The organism is Mesorhizobium sp. M1338 (assembly GCF_040318045.1).
Lineage (GTDB): Bacteria > Pseudomonadota > Alphaproteobacteria > Rhizobiales > Rhizobiaceae > Mesorhizobium.
On the sequence record NZ_JAMYLL010000019.1, the window covers coordinates 29889 to 49281 of the forward strand.

20 protein-coding genes are annotated in these 19393 nt (G+C 63.0%); 3 read left to right on the top strand and 17 right to left on the bottom strand.

Going from position 1 to position 19393, the window contains the following annotated elements; genetic code table 11:
* Window positions 1–4: 4 nt before the first annotated feature.
* The 7 genes from NKH19_RS18075 to NKH19_RS18105 form a co-directional block, all read right to left on the bottom strand.
* Window positions 5–2560 (bottom strand): ATP-binding protein, encoded by a 2556-nt coding sequence (locus tag NKH19_RS18075; RefSeq protein WP_352870652.1) that lies wholly within the window; start codon window positions 2558–2560, stop codon window positions 5–7.
* 199 nt (window positions 2561–2759) lie between these two features.
* Complete coding sequence (gene ahcY / locus NKH19_RS18080; protein WP_352870651.1) at window positions 2760–4160, bottom strand: adenosylhomocysteinase; 1401 nt, start codon at window positions 4158–4160, stop codon at window positions 2760–2762.
* A 176-nt stretch (window positions 4161–4336) separates the two neighbouring features.
* Window positions 4337–4648: an HPr family phosphocarrier protein gene (locus tag NKH19_RS18085; RefSeq protein WP_352870650.1), complete on the bottom strand. Its 312-nt coding sequence runs from the start codon at window positions 4646–4648 to the stop codon at window positions 4337–4339.
* Window positions 4645–5046 (bottom strand): PTS sugar transporter subunit IIA, encoded by a 402-nt coding sequence (locus NKH19_RS18090; RefSeq protein WP_352870649.1) that lies wholly within the window; start codon window positions 5044–5046, stop codon window positions 4645–4647. The genes NKH19_RS18085 and NKH19_RS18090 overlap by 4 nt, the downstream gene beginning before the upstream one ends.
* Window positions 5047–5210: 164 nt before the next feature.
* Window positions 5211–5672: an HPr kinase/phosphorylase gene (locus NKH19_RS18095; RefSeq protein ID WP_111545059.1), complete on the bottom strand. Its 462-nt coding sequence runs from the start codon at window positions 5670–5672 to the stop codon at window positions 5211–5213.
* Between the two features lie 185 nt (window positions 5673–5857).
* Window positions 5858–7642, bottom strand: coding sequence for a sensor histidine kinase (locus tag NKH19_RS18100; protein WP_352870648.1), 1785 nt, complete (start codon window positions 7640–7642; stop codon window positions 5858–5860).
* A gap of 80 nt (window positions 7643–7722) precedes the next feature.
* Entirely contained in the window at window positions 7723–8424 is a 702-nt protein-coding gene (locus tag NKH19_RS18105; protein ID WP_013528337.1) for a response regulator transcription factor, read from the bottom strand.
* 344 nt (window positions 8425–8768) lie between these two features.
* On the opposite strand from NKH19_RS18105, the gene NKH19_RS18110 reads away from it, so the two are divergent.
* The 3 genes from NKH19_RS18110 to NKH19_RS18120 all read left to right on the top strand — a co-directional run bounded on the left by NKH19_RS18110 (window position 8769) and on the right by NKH19_RS18120 (window position 11748).
* Window positions 8769–10379: a phosphoenolpyruvate carboxykinase gene (locus tag NKH19_RS18110; protein WP_352870647.1), complete on the top strand. Its 1611-nt coding sequence runs from the start codon at window positions 8769–8771 to the stop codon at window positions 10377–10379.
* An 85-nt stretch (window positions 10380–10464) separates the two neighbouring features.
* Window positions 10465–10902 carry an alternative ribosome rescue aminoacyl-tRNA hydrolase ArfB gene (gene arfB, locus NKH19_RS18115; protein WP_352870646.1) on the top strand — a complete coding sequence of 146 codons (438 nt, stop codon included), beginning with the start codon at window positions 10465–10467 and terminating at the stop codon, window positions 10900–10902.
* Between the two features lie 234 nt (window positions 10903–11136).
* A complete protein-coding gene (locus NKH19_RS18120; protein ID WP_352870645.1) occupies window positions 11137–11748 on the top strand; it encodes an alpha-ketoglutarate-dependent dioxygenase AlkB family protein in 612 nt (203 codons plus the stop codon).
* A gap of 3 nt (window positions 11749–11751) precedes the next feature.
* On the opposite strand, the gene NKH19_RS18125 is transcribed toward NKH19_RS18120, so the two are convergent.
* From NKH19_RS18125 to hisB, 10 genes are all read right to left on the bottom strand, one after another.
* Window positions 11752–13299, bottom strand: a complete 1548-nt coding sequence (locus NKH19_RS18125) for a hypothetical protein (protein ID WP_352870644.1) — start codon at window positions 13297–13299, stop codon at window positions 11752–11754.
* A 132-nt stretch (window positions 13300–13431) separates the two neighbouring features.
* Window positions 13432–14391: a type I pantothenate kinase gene (gene coaA, locus NKH19_RS18130; protein ID WP_352870643.1), complete on the bottom strand. Its 960-nt coding sequence runs from the start codon at window positions 14389–14391 to the stop codon at window positions 13432–13434.
* Between the two features lie 23 nt (window positions 14392–14414).
* Window positions 14415–14738, bottom strand: coding sequence for a phosphoribosyl-ATP diphosphatase (locus NKH19_RS18135; RefSeq protein ID WP_352870642.1), 324 nt, complete (start codon window positions 14736–14738; stop codon window positions 14415–14417).
* Between the two features lie 72 nt (window positions 14739–14810).
* A complete protein-coding gene (gene hisF, locus NKH19_RS18140) occupies window positions 14811–15602 on the bottom strand; it encodes an imidazole glycerol phosphate synthase subunit HisF (protein WP_352870641.1) in 792 nt (263 codons plus the stop codon).
* Window positions 15602–16438, bottom strand: coding sequence for an arginase family protein (locus NKH19_RS18145; RefSeq protein WP_352870640.1), 837 nt, complete (start codon window positions 16436–16438; stop codon window positions 15602–15604). The genes hisF and NKH19_RS18145 overlap by 1 nt, the downstream gene beginning before the upstream one ends.
* Window positions 16435–17184, bottom strand: coding sequence for a 1-(5-phosphoribosyl)-5-[(5-phosphoribosylamino)methylideneamino]imidazole-4-carboxamide isomerase (gene hisA / locus NKH19_RS18150; RefSeq protein WP_352870639.1), 750 nt, complete (start codon window positions 17182–17184; stop codon window positions 16435–16437). The genes NKH19_RS18145 and hisA overlap by 4 nt, the downstream gene beginning before the upstream one ends.
* A gap of 4 nt (window positions 17185–17188) precedes the next feature.
* Complete coding sequence (locus NKH19_RS18155; RefSeq protein WP_352870638.1) at window positions 17189–17479, bottom strand: DUF1330 domain-containing protein; 291 nt, start codon at window positions 17477–17479, stop codon at window positions 17189–17191.
* 5 nt (window positions 17480–17484) lie between these two features.
* Window positions 17485–18135, bottom strand: a complete 651-nt coding sequence (hisH, locus tag NKH19_RS18160) for an imidazole glycerol phosphate synthase subunit HisH (protein WP_352870637.1) — start codon at window positions 18133–18135, stop codon at window positions 17485–17487.
* Window position 18136: 1 nt separating this feature from the next.
* Window positions 18137–18613, bottom strand: a complete 477-nt coding sequence (locus NKH19_RS18165) for a DUF2628 domain-containing protein (RefSeq protein WP_352870636.1) — start codon at window positions 18611–18613, stop codon at window positions 18137–18139.
* A gap of 4 nt (window positions 18614–18617) precedes the next feature.
* Window positions 18618–19217: an imidazoleglycerol-phosphate dehydratase HisB gene (hisB, locus tag NKH19_RS18170; protein WP_352870635.1), complete on the bottom strand. Its 600-nt coding sequence runs from the start codon at window positions 19215–19217 to the stop codon at window positions 18618–18620.
* Window positions 19218–19393: the final 176 nt, after the last annotated feature.

Sequence of the window (19393 nt, forward strand, 5' to 3'; positions counted from 1 at the left end):
CGCGCTACTCGGCCGCGGCGCGGATGCCCGGCATGTCGGGAAAGGTGCAGATGACGGTCGTGCCCTTGTCCCTGCCGGTTTCGATACGAACGCTGCCGCCATGCAGCTCGACAAAGCTCTTGACGATCGACAGGCCGAGGCCGGCGCCGCGCCGGCGGCCGCCATTGGCGCGCGGCTCGAAACGGCGGAACACCGAATCGAGCAGATCCGGCGGCATGCCGGGGCCGTCGTCATGAACCGAGAATTCCACACCGTCCGCCAGATGGCGGCAAGTGAGCCGGATGGTGCTGGCTTCCGGCGCGTAGTTGGCGGCGTTGCTGAGCAGATTGTAGAGGATCTGGCGGACGCGGATTTCGTCGCCGTGGAACGTCTTCGGCGCGGCGGCGGCGTCGACCTCGAGCCTGATCGAATGCTCTTCCAGCCGGTCGGCGACCAGTTCGGCGGCGGCCGCAATGGTGCGATCGACGTGCACCTCGGAAATGTCGAGCTGCATGATGCCGGCGTCCACCGTCGCCAAATCGAGGATGTCGTTGACGATGGTGAGCAGCACCGAGGACGACGAGCTGACATGCTCGACATATTCGCGCTGCTTCTGCGTCAGCGGACCGGTCGTGGGCAGCGACAGCAGTTCGGTGAAGCCGATGATGTTGGTCAGCGGCGAGCGCAGTTCATAGGAGACGTGCTGGACGAATTCGTTCTTGAGCTGGTCGGATTTTTGCAGCGCCTCGTTCTTGTCCTTCAGCGCCCTTTCGACATGAACGCTGTCGGTAACGTCGACGAAGGTCATCATCACCTGCCCGTTGGGTAACGGGATTATGGCGTAGCTCAGCACATTGCCGTTGTTGAGTTCGGTCTGACCGTGGCGGTCGCGGCGCTCGTCGTCAAAGCCGGTGATGGCGGCTACGAAGCCAGGCCAGGGGCTGTCCGCCGCCTGCCGGTCGCAAAGGTCGCGGATCGTGGACACGTGCACATTCGGCTTGGCCGCTTCGCCGCTCAAACCCCAGAGTGTGGCAAAGGCGGGATTCGACAGCCGAAGCCTGCCGTCGGGGCCGAACACCGCCACGCCTTCGGCAAGATTGTCGAGCGTCTCGCCCTGGACGCGCACCGCTGTCTGGTAACGGCTTTCGAGGTCCATCTTCTCGGTCAGGTTCTCGAACACCCAGGTCACGCCACCCTTGGGCTGCGGATTGGCGACGACGCGGATGGTCTTGCCGTCCGGCAGATGCCACCAATGCTCTTGCGATTCCACGGCACGATAGGCGCCGAGCAGACCTTCCTTCCAGCGGCGCCATTCAGGTTGCTCGGCGATCTTGCCCTCGCTGCGCAGCCGGTCCAGCAGCAGCGCATTGTCGGGAGCACTGTGCAGGAAGCCGCTGTCGAGTCCCCACAACTTCTGGAAAGCCTGATTGAAGAACCGCAGCTTCTCGTCGGTATCGAAAATGGCGACCGCCGTATTGAGCTGGTCGAGCGTGTCGGCGTGGCTCCTGACGGTCCGCTCGTATTCGCCGCGAACCGTCTCGATGGCGCTGGTGTCGCAAGCAAGGCCGGCCGAGCCATCGCTGCCGGCGAAATCGGTGACCGCAAACACACGGCGATCACCTTCGATCACGGTGGAAAGCGACTGCGCGAAGACCGGATGCGTCTTGTGCTGGGCGGTAATCGCGTCGCGTGCCTGGCCGCCGAGGAACTCTTTGGCCTCCCGAACCGCGGCCTCGGCATTTTCGGCCTCGACCGCATCGGCATAGGCCCGGTTGACCCACTTCAGCCGCCCATCCTCGCTGCGAAGCCATGCCGGCATGTTCAGCGCGTCGAGCAGGCCGATCATCGTGTCATGGTCGGCGGCCAGCCGCTGGTTGTCGATCTTCAGCCTGGCCTGGCTGCGCTGCGTCTCCGAAAGCGAGACGAAGCGCACGAGCACATGCGCCGCGCTCTTGCGGCCATGCACTTCGAGCGGCGCGCCGGCCTGCGATTCGATGACGAGGTCGAAGGGCTTCGCTTTTTCGCGCAATCCCGCAACGGCATGTTCAAGTGCTGCCGCCGAACGCGGCATCAGCCAGCGGCCGAAAGCGAGGAAAGCGGCCCGGTCCTCCGGAGCGCCGCTTTCGAGGGGCAATGTGCCGATGAGTTCGGGCTTCTTGTTTTCCGCGGCCCAGACGACCACGCGCTGGTCGCGCAGATTGAGCAGCGCCTCCGAGCGGCGGAGCGCCGCGTTGATGTCGGCGAGGCGGCTCCTGAGTTCGACATTCTCCGCCGAGGTGCGGGCTCTTTCGCGGATGAGGACGATGGCCGACAGAAGTGCGGCACCCGTCACGCCGACAAACACGGCAAGCTGCATCACCTCGACGGCGCTCATCGACAATCCGGCGACGGCGGAACCGGCGGTCTCGGCATGGGCGACCGCACCTGCCAAGGGGCCGGCAAGCGCGGAGGTGGCAAGGAAGATTGACGCACGGGCGCGCCAGGACAGGCCTCCGCTTTGCAAGGCGGAGCCAGTGATCCTCGAATCGTCATGGCCGCCGGAAACGGCCCGTCCCGCTCTGTGCGGGTGTTGCCCCGGCATGTCTTGGTCCTCTCCGCCGCCTGAATGCAAGACCGCCCTGATGCACACCTCTCTTGAACCCCTCTCGGGCTGGAAGCGTCGCGAATCACCTGACAATAACCCCTCGCCGAATCGTCGTGAAGGCGATTGCGCGCAAAAATAAAGCCGGGCGAAAAGTCAATCGCCCGGCCTCAATATCTGGTGGCAATCTTAGGTTTGGTTAATAGCGGTAGTGTTCCGGCTTGAACGGACCCTGAGGCGTGACGCCGATATAGGCGGCCTGTTCATCGGACAATGCGGTCAGGCGGGCGCCAAGCTTGTCGAGATGCAGGCGCGCGACCTTTTCGTCGAGATGCTTGGGCAGGACGTAGACCTGGTTCTCGTACTGGCCGGGCTTGGTGTACAGCTCGATCTGGGCCAGCACCTGGTTGGTGAAGGACGCCGACATGACGAAGCTCGGATGGCCTGTGGCGTTACCGAGATTGAGCAGCCGGCCCTCCGACAGAAGGATCATCCGCTTGCCGTCCGGGAAGGTGATCATGTCGACCTGCGGCTTGACGTTGGTCCATTTCAGGTTGCGCAGCGCGGCCACCTGAATCTCGTTGTCGAAGTGACCGATGTTGCCGACGATCACCATGTCCTTCATCGAGCGCATGTGGTCGAGGGTGACGACATCCTTGTTGCCGGTGGTGGTGATGACGATGTCGGCGGTGGGGGCCGCATCTTCCAGAGTGACGACTTCAAAACCATCCATCGCCGCCTGCAGGGCGCAGATCGGATCGACCTCGGTGACCTTGACGCGGGCGCCGGCGCCCTTGAGCGAGGCCGACGAGCCCTTGCCGACGTCGCCATAGCCGCAGACGACGGCGACCTTGCCGGCCATCATCGTGTCGGTGCCGCGACGGATACCGTCGACCAGCGATTCCTTGCAGCCGTACTTGTTGTCGAACTTCGACTTGGTGACCGAGTCGTTGACGTTGATGGCGGGGAAGGGCAGCAGGCCCTTCTTCTGCAGCTGGTAAAGCCGGTTGACGCCGGTCGTGGTCTCTTCGGTGACGCCGCGGATCGCAGCCTTCTGCTTGGTGAAGAAGCCGGGCGAGGCCTTCAGGCGCTTCTTGACCTGCGCGTAGAAGTACTCTTCCTCCTCGCTCTGCGGGTTGGACAGCACGTCCTCGCCGGCCTCGGCGCGGGCGCCGATAAGGATGTACATGGTGGCGTCGCCGCCATCATCGAGGATCATGTTGGAGAGGCCACCGTCGGTCCACTGGAAAATCTTGTCGGTGTAGTCCCAGTACTGCTCGAGGCTCTCGCCCTTGACGGCGAATACCGGGATGCCAGCCTCGGCGATGGCCGCGGCCGCGTGATCCTGCGTCGAGAAGATGTTGCAGGAGGCCCAGCGGATATCGGCGCCGAGCGCCTTCAGCGTCTCGATCAGCACCGCCGTCTGGATGGTCATGTGCAGCGAGCCGGTGATGCGCGCGCCCTTGAGTGGCTGCTTGTCGCCGAATTCCTCGCGGCTGGCCATCAGGCCCGGCATTTCGGTCTCGGCGATCTCGATTTCCTTGCGGCCCCAGCCGGCCAGCGAGATGTCGGCGACCACATAGTCCTTGCTACCCGTCATGGCAGTGCTCCGAATTGTTGTGCTGCGAATTGGTTGCGGATGCGCCCGCGCCGGTCGGCGCGTCGAAGGGCGCGAATTGCCGGCCTGACTAGCAGATCAGGGCGAAGACGACAATGGGATATAAAGAAATCTTTATCCCTGCATGTCTCCCGGACATGCATTGGCGGTTTTGCGGATCAGCTTTCCTCGCCGAAGCGGGATGCCACCAGCTGCTCCAAAGCGTCGATGACCTCCTGGGCCTCCGGCCCGCTGGCGGTGACGCGGATCGAGTAGCCGGGGCTTGCCGCCAGCATCATCAGGCCCATGATCGAGGTGCCGCCGACCTTGACGCCGTCCTTCTCGACGTGCACCGAGGCGTCGAAGCCGCTGGCCAGCTGGACGAACTTCGCCGAGGCGCGCGCGTGCAGGCCGCGCTGGTTGATGATGGGAAAGTCCCTGGTGATGGTATCTTTGGCGATCTGAGCTTTTTCCGGGGACAGCGCGTTCATTTGCTGCTCAAGAGCTGGCTGGCGACATTGATGTATTTGCGGCCGGCCGCCTGAGCCTCGTCGAGTGCGGCGGCCATATTGTCGCCCTTGCGGATCGAAGAGAGCTTGATCAGCATCGGCAGGTTCATGCCGGCGATCACCTCGGTGCGGCCGGATTCCATTACCGAGATGGCGAGGTTGGAGGGCGTGCCGCCGAACATGTCGGTCAGCACGATGACCCCCGTCCCGGTGTCGACACGGGCAACGGCGTCGATGATGTCGCGGCGACGCTGCTCCATATCGTCGTCGGCGCCGATCGCCACGGTTTCGAAATTGTCTTGTGGCCCGACGACATGTTCCACGGCATGTCGAAACTCGGCGGCCAGTTGACCGTGCGTTACAAGCACGAGTCCGATCATTCTTTGGTGGCTCCCGTCATCGCCGCTTCACAGGCGCATTTTATGCTCGCCAGCCATTCCAGGCAGCGGGAGCGCTATCTTGTCGACGCACGGCCCGTTGACAAGCCCAAAATTGCGCAGGGCCATGCCATTTTGACGCATTGCAGCAAAAAACCCGGGGCGGATCATAGAAAAGGCGCGATCGACAGCCGCGCCATCACGGCGGGCAAGGCCGTGGCGGCGTTACGCTCGGCAAGGTCGATACGCGGCACTGGGCAGCCTGCGACCGGCTCGCTGATTTCCTCCTGGAAACGGGCCATCTCTGCCTTCGGCACCAGCCTCACATGCAGGTCGATCACTCCGCCTGGCTCGAATGGCAGCGGGCGCGGCATGAACCCAGGCACTTCGGCGAGACCGGCGATGGTCGCCGGCACGCGACAGACCAGCCGCCCGGCGCGGGCCGCGGCAAGCAGCCTGTCGTCGCCGATCAGCCGCGAGAACAGCCCGCGCGCGCGGCAATGGTCCAGGAGTGTGAGCGCCAGCGTCGTCTTGCCGGCGCCGGACGGCCCGGTGATAAGGACGCCGCGCTCGCCGATCAGGATCGCGGTTCCGTGAATGTTTTCAGGCTGCGCAACTGGATCAGGCACGATCTTGCACGATCATGTTTTTGGTTGAAGCATGATGATCTTGTCCGAAACCCGGTTTCCACTTTGCTGGATCATGCCTGTTGGATGAAGCATGATCTTGTCCGAAAACCGGTTCCCACTTTTCGGGATCATGCCTGTTGGATGAAGCATGATCTTGTCCGAAAACCGGTTCCCACTTTTCGGGATCATGCTTCGGCCGGCAGCGTCACGACAAAGCGCGCACCCTTGATCTCGCCGGGTTTGGTGCCCGGGATGTTCTCGGCGGTCAGCGTGCCGCCATGGGCCTCGACGATCTGCCTGGATATCGACAGGCCAAGGCCAGAATTCTGGCCGAACGCCTCGCCGGCCGGCCGGTCGGTGTAGAAGCGTTCGAAGATGCGGTCGATGTTGTCGGCGCGGATGCCGGGACCATTGTCGTCGACGGTGACGATGTTGAACTTCCCGGCGCGCGCCAGCGACAGGCCGATGTGGCCATGGTCCTCGGGAACGAAGGAGCGGGCGTTCTCGATCAGGTTGGTGATGACCTGGCCGATGCGCAGATCATGCCCGACGACGAAATAGCCTTTGACGCCCTGCGGCAGTTTGGCGACCTTGAACTCGATCTCGACCGCCTTCTTGTTGCGCGTGGCTTCACGCGAAACGGCGACGAGATCGGTGATGAATTTCTTCAGGTCGACGTTCCCGGCATCTTCGCGCGCGAGCTCCGCATCAAGGCGTGAGGCGTCGGAAATATCGGTGATGAGCCGGTCCAGCCGCCTGACATCGTGCTGGATGACGTCCATCAACCGGCCGCGCGAATCGTCGTTCTTGGCAAGCGGCAAGGTTTCCACCGCGCTGCGCAGCGATGTCAGCGGGTTCTTCAATTCGTGCGACACGTCGGCCGCGAAGCTTTCGATCGCCTCGATGCGGGCGTAGAGCGCGTTGGTCATGTCGCGTATGGCGATCGACAGATTGCCGATCTCGTCCTGGCGGTCGGAAAAGTCGGGGATTTCCTCACGGCTCTTGACGCCGCGCCGCACCCGCACGGCCGCCGCCGACAGCCGGCGCAGCGGATTGGCGATGGTGGAGGCGAGCAGCATCGACAGGATGGCGGTGACCAGGGCCGCGATACCGAAGACGCGCAGGATTGCCTTGCGTTCGGCGGCGACGATCTTGTCGATGTCGCCGCCTTCGGTCGACAGCATCAGCACGCCGAGAACGGCGCGGAAGCGCTGGATCGGCACCGCCACGGAAACGATCTGCTCGCCCTGCTCCGAGACGCGCACGATGGTCGACGGGCTGCCGGTGAGCGCCTTGACCACTTCCGGGAAGGCGGCGCCATTGCCGCCCGGCTGCTCGTGATAGACCGGCAGTTCGGTGTTGCGGAAGAAGTCGAAGACGAATTTCTGGATGCGCTCGACCAGATCGGGCTCTTCCTCTTCGACCGGCGGCAGGTCGTAGCGCAGGATCTGGCCGCGCGAGTAGAGATGGCGTGAATCGAGCAGCAGATTGGCGTCGCGGTCATAGATGCGGGCGCGGGTCCGGGTCGGCGAGATCAGCCTTCTCAGCACCGGCGCGACGCGCTCCGGGTTGATCGGGAAGTCGAGATTGTCGAGCTGGTCGGAGCCCGGCCCCAGGCTTTCGCCTGCCTGCAGCTCAAGCAGCTTTTCCGGGTCGATGCTGATCGAATCCGTCTCGACCGTCGCCGACGCCGCGATCGCGCCGGCGATGATCTCGCCCTGTGTCATCAGGCTTTCGACGCGGGCGTCGATCAGCCCGTCGCGGAAGGTGTTGAGATAGAGAATGCCGGTTACCAGGACGGCCAGGCCGGCGAGGTTGAGAAAGAGGATACGCCGCGTCAGGCTGGAAAAGATATGATGGCCGAGGAAGCGGCGCATCGGCACCATGATCTTCGATACGAAGGACGGCATGATCCGCGACGGCCGCCTGGAGGCGCCCGCCGGTCTTGTTCGCTGTGCTTCCACTGCCATCGAATAGCAGCTCCCGCCTAGTCTCTACTTAGATGCATGTCGTTGTCCCAAAACCGGGACCACTTTTGGGCGACATGCACCTACGCTTCGCGGAACCGGTATCCGACTCCGTAAAGGGTTTCGATCATCTCGAAGTCGTCGTCGACGGCCTTGAACTTCTTGCGCAGCCGCTTGATGTGGCTGTCGATGGTACGGTCGTCGACATAGACCTGTTCATCATAGGCCGAATCCATCAGCGCATCACGGCTTTTTACCACACCGGGACGCTGCGCCAGCGAATGCAGGATCAGGAACTCGGTGACCGTGAGCGTCACCGGCTCGCCCTTCCAGGTGCAGGTATGACGTTCCTGGTCCATGACGAGCTGACCGCGCTCAAGCGAGCGGGCCTGTTGGCTGGGTGTCTTGGCGGCGGCCTCGCGGGCACTGGCACGGCGCAGCACGGCGCGCACCCGCTCGACCAGCAGACGCTGCGAGAACGGTTTGCGGATGAAATCGTCGGCGCCCATCTTGAGGCCGAACAATTCATCGATCTCGTCGTCCTTCGAGGTCAGGAAGATCACCGGGAGGTCGGACTTCTGGCGCATCCGGCGCAGCAGTTCCATGCCGTCCATGCGCGGCATCTTGATGTCGAGGATGGCAAGATTCGGCGGGCGTGCCGCCAATCCTTCCAGCGCTGACGCACCATCCGTGTAGGTCTCGACGCGATACCCCTCGGATTCGAGGGCGATCGACACCGATGTTAGAATGTTGCGGTCGTCATCGACAAGCGCGATTGTTGCCATTTCAAGCGGCTCCCTCATGAGCTGTCCCTTCTTTCGTAGAGAAGGGGCTTTTGCAGGACAAATTAGGTACAAAATGTGGCATAGGCCTTGTCCGCTGTCACGCGCGGCATGCCGGCGGCCACAATCCTACCTCGATATGGATTGGACGAACGAACATCGCCAATCCTTTGGGCAACCGCGGAACTTTTTGCACATATAAACGATTTAAACAACTTTCAAAATTTTTAAATCGATTAATGATTTGATATCATTTGGCTTTTCTGGTTCTGACCATTTCAGTCCGCAGTGCGGGCTTGCCGGAAACACGCCGGCAAACGATGCGGCAAATCCAAGAAGGGACCCCCATGTCGGAAGTCGGCAAACGCAATCCTGCCTGCGCGATCGATCATATCGGCCTGAAAACCACCGGCGTAGTGCGCTATAATTTCGGTGCGGCAACCCTTTATGAGGAATCGATCCGACGCGGTGAAGCCAGGCTGACCGCGCATGGCGCACTGCTCGCCGAGACCGGCCAGCACACCGGCCGCTCGCCCAAGGACAAATTCGTCGTCCGCGACGGCGCCACCGAGCCGCATATCTGGTGGGACAACAACAAGGCGATCTCGCCGGCCCAGTTCGACACGCTGCTTGCCGATTTCCAGGCGCATGCCGCGGACAAGGATCTTTACGTCCAGGATCTGGTCGGCGGCGCCGATGAGGAACTGAAGCTGCCCACCAGGGTCATCACCGAGTTTGCCTGGCACTCGCTGTTCATCCGCAATCTGCTCATCCGCCCGAATGCCGCCGAACTCGAGCATTTCGTGCCCGAGATGACGATCATCGACCTGCCGTCCTTCCGCGCCGATCCCGCCCGCCACGGCAGCCGCACCGAAACGGTGATCGCCGTCGACCTCACGCGCAAGATCGTGCTGATCGGCGGCACCTCCTATGCCGGCGAGATGAAGAAGTCGGTGTTCACCATGCTCAACTATCTGCTGCCGGCGAAAGGCGTGATGCCGATGCATTGCTCGGCCAATGAGGGCGCGGCCGGCGATGCAGCCATCTTCTTCGGCCTGTCGGGCACCGGCAAGACGACGCTCTCGGCCGATCCCTCGCGCACGCTGATCGGCGACGACGAGCATGGCTGGGGCCCGCACGGCATCTTCAATTTCGAAGGTGGCTGCTACGCCAAGACGATCAAGCTGTCGGCGGAAGCCGAGCCGGAAATATTCGCCACCACGCAGCGCTTCGGCACCGTGCTGGAAAATGTCGTGCTCGACGCTGATGGCGTGCCGGATTTCAACGATGGAAGGCTCACCGAAAACACGCGCTGCGCCTACCCGCTGGATTTCATCCCCAACGCCAGCAAGACCGGGCGCGCCAATCATCCGAAGAACATCATCATGCTGACCGCCGACGCCTTCGGCGTGATGCCGCCGATCGCCCGGCTGAGCCCGGCGCAGGCGATGTATCATTTCCTGTCCGGCTACACCGCCAAGGTGGCCGGGACCGAAAAGGGCGTGACCGAGCCCGAAGCGACGTTTTCGACCTGCTTCGGCGCGCCGTTCATGCCGCGCCATCCATCGGAATATGGCAATCTGCTGCGCGAGCTGATCGCCCGGCATGGCGCCGATTGCTGGCTGGTCAACACCGGCTGGACCGGCGGCGCCTACGGTACCGGCAAGCGAATGCCGATCAAGGCGACGCGCGCCTTGCTTGCCGCCGCACTCGACGGCTCGCTGAAGACGGCCGAGTTCCGCACCGATCCTCATTTCGGTTTCGAGGTGCCGGTGGCGGTTCGCGGCGTCGACAGCGCCATTCTCGACCCGCGCTCGACCTGGGCCGACAAGGCCGGATATGACCGGCAGGCGGCAAGGCTGGTCGGCATGTTCGCCGTCAACTTCGAGAAATTCGAATGCCATGTCGACGCCGTGGTGCTGGGTGCCGCGCCGCGCATGCAGGAAGCGGCGGAGTAATCACGCCATCGGACTCAGCCGTCGTTGAAAGGCCCGGCTTCGATCGGGCCTTTTCTTTTTCGATCCGCCGCGCCATGACTGCGGCATGGCGAGCGACGACAACATCATCATATCAGGCGATGCGGTGATCCATCCGGGCGACCTGCACGAGGATTTCATCCGTTCGTCCGGTCCGGGTGGCCAGAACGTCAACAAGGTGGCGACGGCGGTGCAGTTGCGCTTCGACGCGGCCAACGCAGAGGGTCTGTCGGAGCGCGTGCGCGAGCGGACGATCAAGCTTGCCGGACAGCGTGCCACCAAGGACGGTGTCATCGTCATCGAGGCAGGCCGCTTCCGCACCCAGGAACAGAACCGGGCGGACGCACGGGCCCGGCTCACGGCGCTGGTCGCCAAGGCCGCCGAACCGCCGCCGCTGCCGCGCAAGAAGACGCGGCCATCGAAGGGTGCGGTGGAGCGGCGGCTGAAGAGCAAGGCCGGACGCGGCACGATCAAGAAACTGCGCGGCCGGGTGGAGAACGATTAAGCACCACGCCCAATGGCGAGCACAAGAAGCTACGGCAAGCGCCAACAACACGGTCGTTTTCGAGGCCATACCGATGTGACCCATGCCGGCAAGATTACCCAGGTGCCGCGGATACCAGACCTCGCCTGATAGGGGGCGATCGTCAATTAGACATGAGCGGCGGCTTTCGGGTCGCCGTTTTCATTCGATCGTGACATTTTACGGTTCCGAACCCTCCGCAAGGTGCCCGAATCCGTGCTCGTCCTGCCCAAAGGCGTCCGCCACATGCCGGCTTACCTGTCACGCAGCGTGCAGGAAGCGCTGGTCGATGAGGTGAGAAGCATCGTGCAGCAGGCGCCGCTGTTCGTGCCGGCGATGCCGCGCACCGGCAAGGAGATGAGCGTGCGCATGACCAATTGCGGCCCGCTCGGCTGGGTCACCGACAAGGAGCAAGGCTACCGCTACCAGCCGACGCATCCAGTGACCGGAGCGCCATGGCCGCCAATCCCGAATAGCCTGCTCGAACTGTGGCGACAGGTCTCGGGCTATCCGCATCCGCCGGAAGCGTGCCTGGTCAATTTCTATACGCCGGAGGCAAAAATGGGCCTGCACCAGGACCGCGACGAGGCCGATTTTTCGGCGCCGGTGGTTTCCGTCTCACTGGGTGATGATTGCCTGTTCCGGGTCGGCCAGACGACGCGTGACGGCGCCACGAAGTCGTTCAGGCTGCAAAGCGGTGACGTCGTGGTGCTCGGCGGCGAAGGGCGGCTGTGCTTTCATGGCGTCGACCGCATCCACCCCTCGACTTCGGCGCTGCTGAAAAATGGCGGCAGGATCAATCTGACGTTGCGGCGGGTCAACCCGTGACTCTCAGTTGATCGAGATGACTTTTCCTGAACCCTTGCGAAGGTAGACGCGAATGTTCTCATCTTCGCTCAGAACTCGATAGTCATTCATGAAGCTCGAAAAATCGTCACGCTGCATGACGCGTGAAATCCAGAAAGTATCCGTTTTCTGGACGATCATCAGGTCGGGCTTCGCGGCCTTCAGCTCGCGTATCTTGGCGTCGAGAAAATTGCGCACGATCGCGTCAAGACGTGCCGCTTCGACCGTGTTGCCCTGCGCACGTGCAATTCTCGCAAAAAGGACAGCGAGGCCGCCAAGCCAATCGCTGCAATAGGCAGATATCCATCGGCCTCCGATCGTCCGAGTAAGCGGATGGCCGCTTTCCATACCCGAGCCGATCAAGCCGATGGTGGGATGATCGACTGCGGCGCGCAGGCTCGCAACAAAGTCTGCCGCGGGTTTCCCGGTATATTTGAAAGGCAACCAATTGACTGCAACGATGGCGGCCAGCAGCATTTTCTGGACAATGTCCAACCGCGCCACGCCGCGTGCCGATGACCGCTCGACAGCACAGCAGGTGATCGCCGCCAGCATCAGCGCCAGCGCCGGATAGGCATGATAGGCCCAACCCTTGCCCTGGTAGACCAGGGGAACAAAGCCGGCAACAGAACCGATCGCCAGCACCATGACCAGTGGCGACAGCGCCCGGCCGTTGCGCAAAAACAGGAGGAAGCAGATCGAAACAAGGTATGCTCCGCCGTAGGTGGCGAGCACCGGCCCGTACTGTTTGTAGCGCAAGTAGGTGTCGGCTAGATTCGGGTAGACGTCGCGCATGAACTCGGGATAAAGCCAGAGCACTGCGGCCAGATAGCTCAGGCAGACAAAGCCGACGATCCAGTATTCGATTGCAAACAGCGACCTGATGCTGCGCTGGCGCCACGCCACATAAGATGCCGGCGCTATGATCATGATCGCATAGTAGGGCTTCACCAGCACCATGGCACTGCCGGACAGACCGGCCAATGCGGCTACCCACCATTCCGGCGGCGATGACGGGTCATTCGCCGCGCGCCAGGCCATGAGCACCAGCAACGGCAAGAGCAGGGCGACCCCCAGATTCTCGCGCTCGCTGAAACTGTTGCCGGGAAACAGCACGAGCAAAGCCAGAAACGCCGGTAACAGCGTGTAGAGCCCGGAATTTTCGGGGAATCGGGCGCGACGCGCAACGAAGCTGGCAAACCACAGGCCGAAAATGCACAATGCATAGCTGTAGGCATAGACCAGATATTCCGGCACGACTCCGAGCAGTTTCGCGAGATACACCGCCGGCAGGTATAGCCATATGGTGAAGGGCGGATTGGTCTCGATCACATCGATATAGAGGCGATCGCCGGCCAGCAGCCGCTCACTGATTGTGATGTTCCAGCTCGTATCGCCATTGACGCCCCAGTGCATCTGCCAAGGGACGGCAATGGCCAGAACGGCCATCGACAGAACAAGCGGCCAAAGCCGCTCGGTCCGGCCGCTGGCGGCGCGAGCATCAGGACCAGGACGGACCGCGATCGCGCTCATCCCGGCCAACCAATGTGAATGAAAGGCGCGTTCATTGCCTGTCGGAGCCCGCGAAGTGTCCTCGGTTCGACAGTAGGAAAGCGGGGTTAAGATGACTTTAAGGGCCCAGAAATCAAGGAACGTCCGGGAAATTCAGAGTTTCCTGAGCGCCACTTCCTCGATCAGGTGGTCGGCGCCCTTGCGCAGGATCAAGTCGGCGCGGGCCCGCGTCGGCAGGATGTTCTCGCGCAGATTCTTCAGATTGATGTTGGTCCACAGACCCTCGGCGATGGCGCGCGCCGAACCCTCCGAGAGCTGCGAGTAGCGGTGAAAGAAGGAGTCCGGATTGCGGAAGGCCGTCTCGCGCAGCCGCATGAAGCGGGAGATGTACCAGTTGTGGATCAGCTTCTCGTCGGCGTCGATGTAGATGGCGAAGTCGAAAAAATCCGACAGGAAGGGCACGATCTTGCCGTCCTGCGGCAGCTTGCCGGGCTGCAGGACATTGATGCCTTCGAAGATCAGGATGTCGGGCCGATCGATGGTGACGAACTCGCCGGGAATGACGTCGTAGGTCAGATGCGAATAGACCGGCGCGCGGATATCGGGCAGCGCCGACTTGATGCCCGAGAGAAAGCGCAGCAGCGCGCCGACATCGTAGCTGTCGGGAAACCCCTTGCGTTCCATCAGGTTCTCGCGGCGCAGAACCTCGTTGGGAAGCAGGAAGCCGTCGGTGGTGATAAGGTCGACCTTGGGGCTCGACGGCCAACGCGCCAACAGCTCCTTCAACACGCGCGCGGTGGTCGATTTGCCGACCGCGACGGAACCGGCAATGCCGATAATAAAGGGCGTCTTGACGATGTCCACCGCGTTGAAGAAGGCCTGGCGCTGCCTGAACAGCAGCTGGCTCGCCTCGACATGCGCGGACAAAAGCCGCGACAGCGACAGATAGATGCGCTTGACCTCTTCGAGGTCGATCGGGTCGTTGAGCGAACGCAGGCGGCGGAATTCGTCCGCGCTCAGCGTCAATGGCGTGTCGGCGCGGAATTGCGACCATTGCTCGGCGGAGAAGAAACGAAAGGGGGAATATTTCTCGGTTGGCGCGAGCTGATCCATCGAGATACCTGCCCTCCTCGCGGTCAGCCCTTGGGCCGTGACGCCTTCTCGGCGATGCCCGAACGCCTGGTGCGGCCTTCGAGTTCCCTAAGCACGTCGCTCAGCGGAACCCCGGAGAGGCCGAGAACGACGAGCCAATGATATACAAGATCGGCGCTTTCCGAAACGAGGGCCTGCTTATCGCCCTTGACGGCGGCAATGACAGTCTCGACCGCTTCTTCACCGAGCTTCTGCGCCGCCTTGTCGATGCCGCGCGCAAACAGGTTTGCGGTCCAGGAGTCCGGATCACCGGAATGGGCGCGTTCCCCGACGATTTTTTCCAGGTCGGATAGCGAAAACTCGGTCATGACCGTCATCTATCTGCTTGTTTAAGCATGATCTTTTTTCGAAAGCCGGTTCCCGCTTTTCGGGATCATGCTTTAAGGCCGATTACCGAGGGAGTCCAGCCGCATCGGCAGCCCCGCGGCGGCCATATGCGCCTTGGCCTGCGCTATCGTGTAGGTGCCGAAATGGAAGATGGAGGCCGCCAGCACCGCGCCGGCATGGCCATCGCGAATGCCTTCGACCATGTGATCGAGCGTGCCGACACCGCCGGAAGCGATGACCGGCGCCCGCACCGCGTCGGCGACGGCGCGGGTCAGCGCGATGTCGTAGCCGGCCTTGGTGCCGTCGCGATCCATCGACGTCAGCAGGATCTCGCCGGCGCCGCGATCGACCATCAGCCGGGCGAATTCGACCGCGTCGATGCCGGTCTTCTCACGCCCGCCATGGGTGAAGATCTCCCAGCGGTCGGCCTCGCCGACGCCAGACACCTGCTTGGCGTCGATGGCGACGACGATGCACTGGTTGCCGAACTTGTCGGCCGCCTCGGCGACGAAGTCCGGGCTCTTCACCGCCGCCGTGTTGATCGACACCTTGTCGGCGCCGGCCAGCAGCAGCTTCCTGATGTCGGCGACCTGGCGCACGCCGCCGCCGACGGTCAGCGGCATGAAGCATTGTTCGGCGGTGCGGGCGACGATGTCGAAGATGGTCTCGCGATTGTCCGACGAAGCGGTGATGTCGAGAAAGCAAAGCTCGTCGGCGCCGGCCGCGTCATAGGCCTTGGCCGCCTCGACCGGATCGCCGGCATCGATCAGATCGACGAAGTTGACGCCCTTGACGACACGGCCGTTCTTGACGTCGAGGCAGGGGATGACACGGGCTTTCAGCATCAGCAGCCCTCTATCGTGGCGATGAGATCGTTGAGCATTTGGCCGACCAGCGGCGGGACATCGCCCTGCGCGTCGAAGGCCGGATCATAGGCGGAAACAGTGATGCCGACGACCGGCACCGCAAGCGCCACGGCGCAAGCCGCGTCGCGCAACTGTTCCGGGCTCGGCCCGCCGGAACTGACGTAGCGGTTGGCCTGCAGCTCCTGGGGATCATGCACGTCGAGATCGAGATGCATGTGCACGCGTCTGGCGCCGGCGACCTTCAATCTTTCGGTCGCCTGGGCCACCCCAGGACATTCCGTCCGGATGATCGGCAATGTCTCGAGGACCTGCTTTTCCGCCCGATCGAGATCGCGTGCGTTGACGAGCACGCAGCGTGACGGATCGATCGGCTTGAAGCCGGGAATGGCCGCCGCCATCGGCCGCCAGCACAGGCCCAGAACAGTGGCCAGCGCCATTCCGTCGAGAAAGCCATATATGGATGTCTCGGGTGTGTTGAGGTCACCATGCTGGTCGGCCCAGATGATCGCATCGGCGCCCTCACCGGCGACCGCGCCAGCGCTGGTCAGGCAGTTTCCGGCGAGAACGATGGGAAAGCGGCTACCATCCAGGGCAAGGCGAACCTCGGTCGCAACCGCGTTGCAGACGGCAAAGCCGGTGGCGATCTCGCGCTCCTGGTTGTCTCCGACCCTGCCGATGTCTTCCACGGCAACATCGTGGCCAGCCATGGTCAGCGCATCGACGAGACCGCCCGATATCAGCGCATCCGGGCCTTGGCCCATGCCGTCGTGGTAATGGCCGCTGTCATAGGAGGCCAGAATGATGGAGATCTTCACGACCGCGTCTCCGCCGCCGGCCGGCCTTTCAGGATCGCCAGCGCCTCGGACGGATCGATGCGGCCATCATAGAGGGCACGGCCTGAGATCGCGCCTTCGAGCTTTCGCGCGTCGGGCATGGTCATGCGCACGATGTCGGCGATCGAGGCGAGGCCGCCGGACGCGATCACCGGGATCGACACGGCGTCGGCGAGATCGATGGTGGCATCCCAGTTGATGCCGGTCAGCACGCCGTCGCGGTCGATGTCGGTGTAGATGATGGCGGCGACGCCGGCGCCCTCGAATTTTTTCGCCAGTTCGATGACGCCGAGGCTCGACGCCTCGGCCCAGCCCTCGACGGCGACCTTGCCGTCCTTGGCGTCGATGCCGACGGCCACCTTGCCCGGGAACGTCTTGCAGGCCTGCTTGACCAGGTCGGGATCGCGCACCGCCACCGTGCCGAGGATGACGCGGGCCAGCCCGCGATCGAGCCAGTCCTCGATCTGCGCCAGCGAGCGGATGCCGCCGCCGAGCTGCACCGGGTTTTTCGTCGCCTTGAGGATGGCACCGACCGCCGCACTGTTGACGCTCTGGCCCTGGAAGGCGCCATTGAGGTCGACGACATGCAGCCACTCGAAGCCCTGTTGCTCGAAGGCCTTGGCCTGGGCCGCCGGGTCGTCATTGTAGATGGTCGCGGTGGCCATGTCGCCGTGCTTGAGGCGCACGCATTGGCCGTCCTTGAGATCGATGGCGGGGAAAAGGATCATCCGTTCAGGCGCCTTCAACGATGACGAAATGGCCTGATGAGGCGGCAAGCCGGAACTTCGAGGCGTGCTGATATTCCGGCGAATGATAGCATTCGACCGCCTTGTCGTAGGAGTCGAACTCGACCAGCACATGACGGTTGCCGGTCGGTCCTTCGGGATTCTCGTAGCGACCGGCCCGCACTGGGAATTTCGCGCCGTATTTCGCAAAGGCCACCGCATTCGCCTCGATATACTGCTTGTAAACCTCGGGATCGCGGACATCGATCATCGCCATCCAATAGCCCTTCTTGCTCATGTGTTTCAGGGCCTCCAGCGCAGGAAATTGGTGATCAGCGCCAGGCCCAGCGCCTGGCTCTTTTCAGGATGGAACTGCGTGCCGACGAGATTGTCGCGGGCGACGGTCGCCGTCACCGGGCCGCCATAATCGGCGACCGCCAGGACTTCATCCGCCTTGCGCGCATCGAGATGGTAGGAATGCACGAAATAGGCATGCAGCCCGTCCGGCCCGGTCGGAATGCCGGCAAACAGCGGATGCTGGCGCTTGAGGTCGATCGTGTTCCAGCCGATCTGCGGGATCTTCAGCGCCGGATCGGCGGGCGTGATCTCCTTGACGTCGCCCGATATCCAGCCGAAGCCGTTGGTGACAGTCTTTTCCAGGCCGCGCTGCGACATCAGCTGCATGCCGACGCAGATGCCGAGGAAAGGCCGACCCTTGGCAATCGCGACCTCCTCGACCGCTTCCCACATGCCTTCGACGGCATTCAAGCCGGCCGCGCAGTCGGCATAGGCGCCAACGCCGGGCAGGACGATGCGGTCGGCCGTGCGCACCCTGCCTGCATCGGCGGTCAGGTCGATTTCCGCGGATATGCCGGCTTCACGCGCGGCGCGCTCGAAAGCCTTGGTGGCCGAGCGCAGATTGCCCGAGCCGTAATCGATGATCGCAACCCGCATGTCAGCTTCTTCCCGGAATATGCGTCAGCCCCAGCGCGATGCCCGGCTGCGACGGCCGCGCCAGGGCAGCGTCCGGGACCATGCGCCGTGCCGGTGGAGGCTGATCGGAAAGCGCTTCCGTCTCCAGCGCATAGCGCGTATCGGCATCATCGAGCCATCCGGCCTCGACCACGCCCCATTCATGCCAGCCGCGCCGGCGAAGCGCCGATATGCGCAGCACCTGTCCTTCCAGTCCGACATAGAGCGAAACCAGCAGCGACAGCAGCGATGCGGCCGGCCCAAGGCCGAGCTTTTGGCCGAGCATGGAAAGCAAGCCCATGACGACGAAGGCAAGGCCTGCTTCGATCCACAGCCGATGCCAGGCGAACCAGAGTGGCGGCACCAGAAAACCCAGCCAGGCGAAGCCGTCGCGGACAAAGGCCGTCGTATCGGCCTTCTCGTCGCGGCCGGGCGGTTCCATGACGACATAGGCGGCCATGACGCTATCCCTTCAAAGATCCCTTGGTGGAGGGTACCGCGTCCGGCTGGCGCGGGTCGCGTTCAAGTGCCGTGCGCAGCGCACGCGCCACCGCCTTGAAGCAGGTCTCGGCGATGTGGTGGTTGTTGGCGCCATAATGGTTGGTGACATGCAGCGTGATGCCGGCATTCTGCGCCAGCGCCTGGAAGAACTCTCGCACCAGTTCGGTGTCGAACGTGCCGATTTTCGGCGACGAGAAAGAAACGTTCCAGACCAGGAACGGACGGCCGGACACGTCGATCGCCGCACGCGTCAGCGTCTCGTCCATGGCAAGGTCGATCGAGGCATAGCGCATGATGCCGCGCCGTTCGCCGAGCGCCTTGGCCAGCGCCTGGCCGAGCGCGATGCCGGTGTCCTCGACCGTGTGGTGATCGTCGATATGCAGGTCGCCCTTGGCCGTGACCGTCATATCGATCAGCGAGTGGCGCGAAAGCTGGTCCAGCATATGGTCGAAGAAGCCGACGCCCGTCGAAATGTCCGACTTGCCCGAGCCGTCGACATCGACCGATACCGCGATATCGGTTTCCTTGGTCTTGCGGCTGGCTTCGGCGGAGCGGGGCGACATGACCTTGTCCTTGTCCCAGGGTTTCACGCTTTCAAGCCCTCACCGGCTTGAAAACGAGAGCCTTCTAGCAGCATGATCCGGCGATTGCCAGTTGCCATCCGGGTCGGTATCGAGCGGTTTGCAATCATCGGGCCCATGCATACATATGGCCGATCAAGTTACTCGTACCGCGCCAA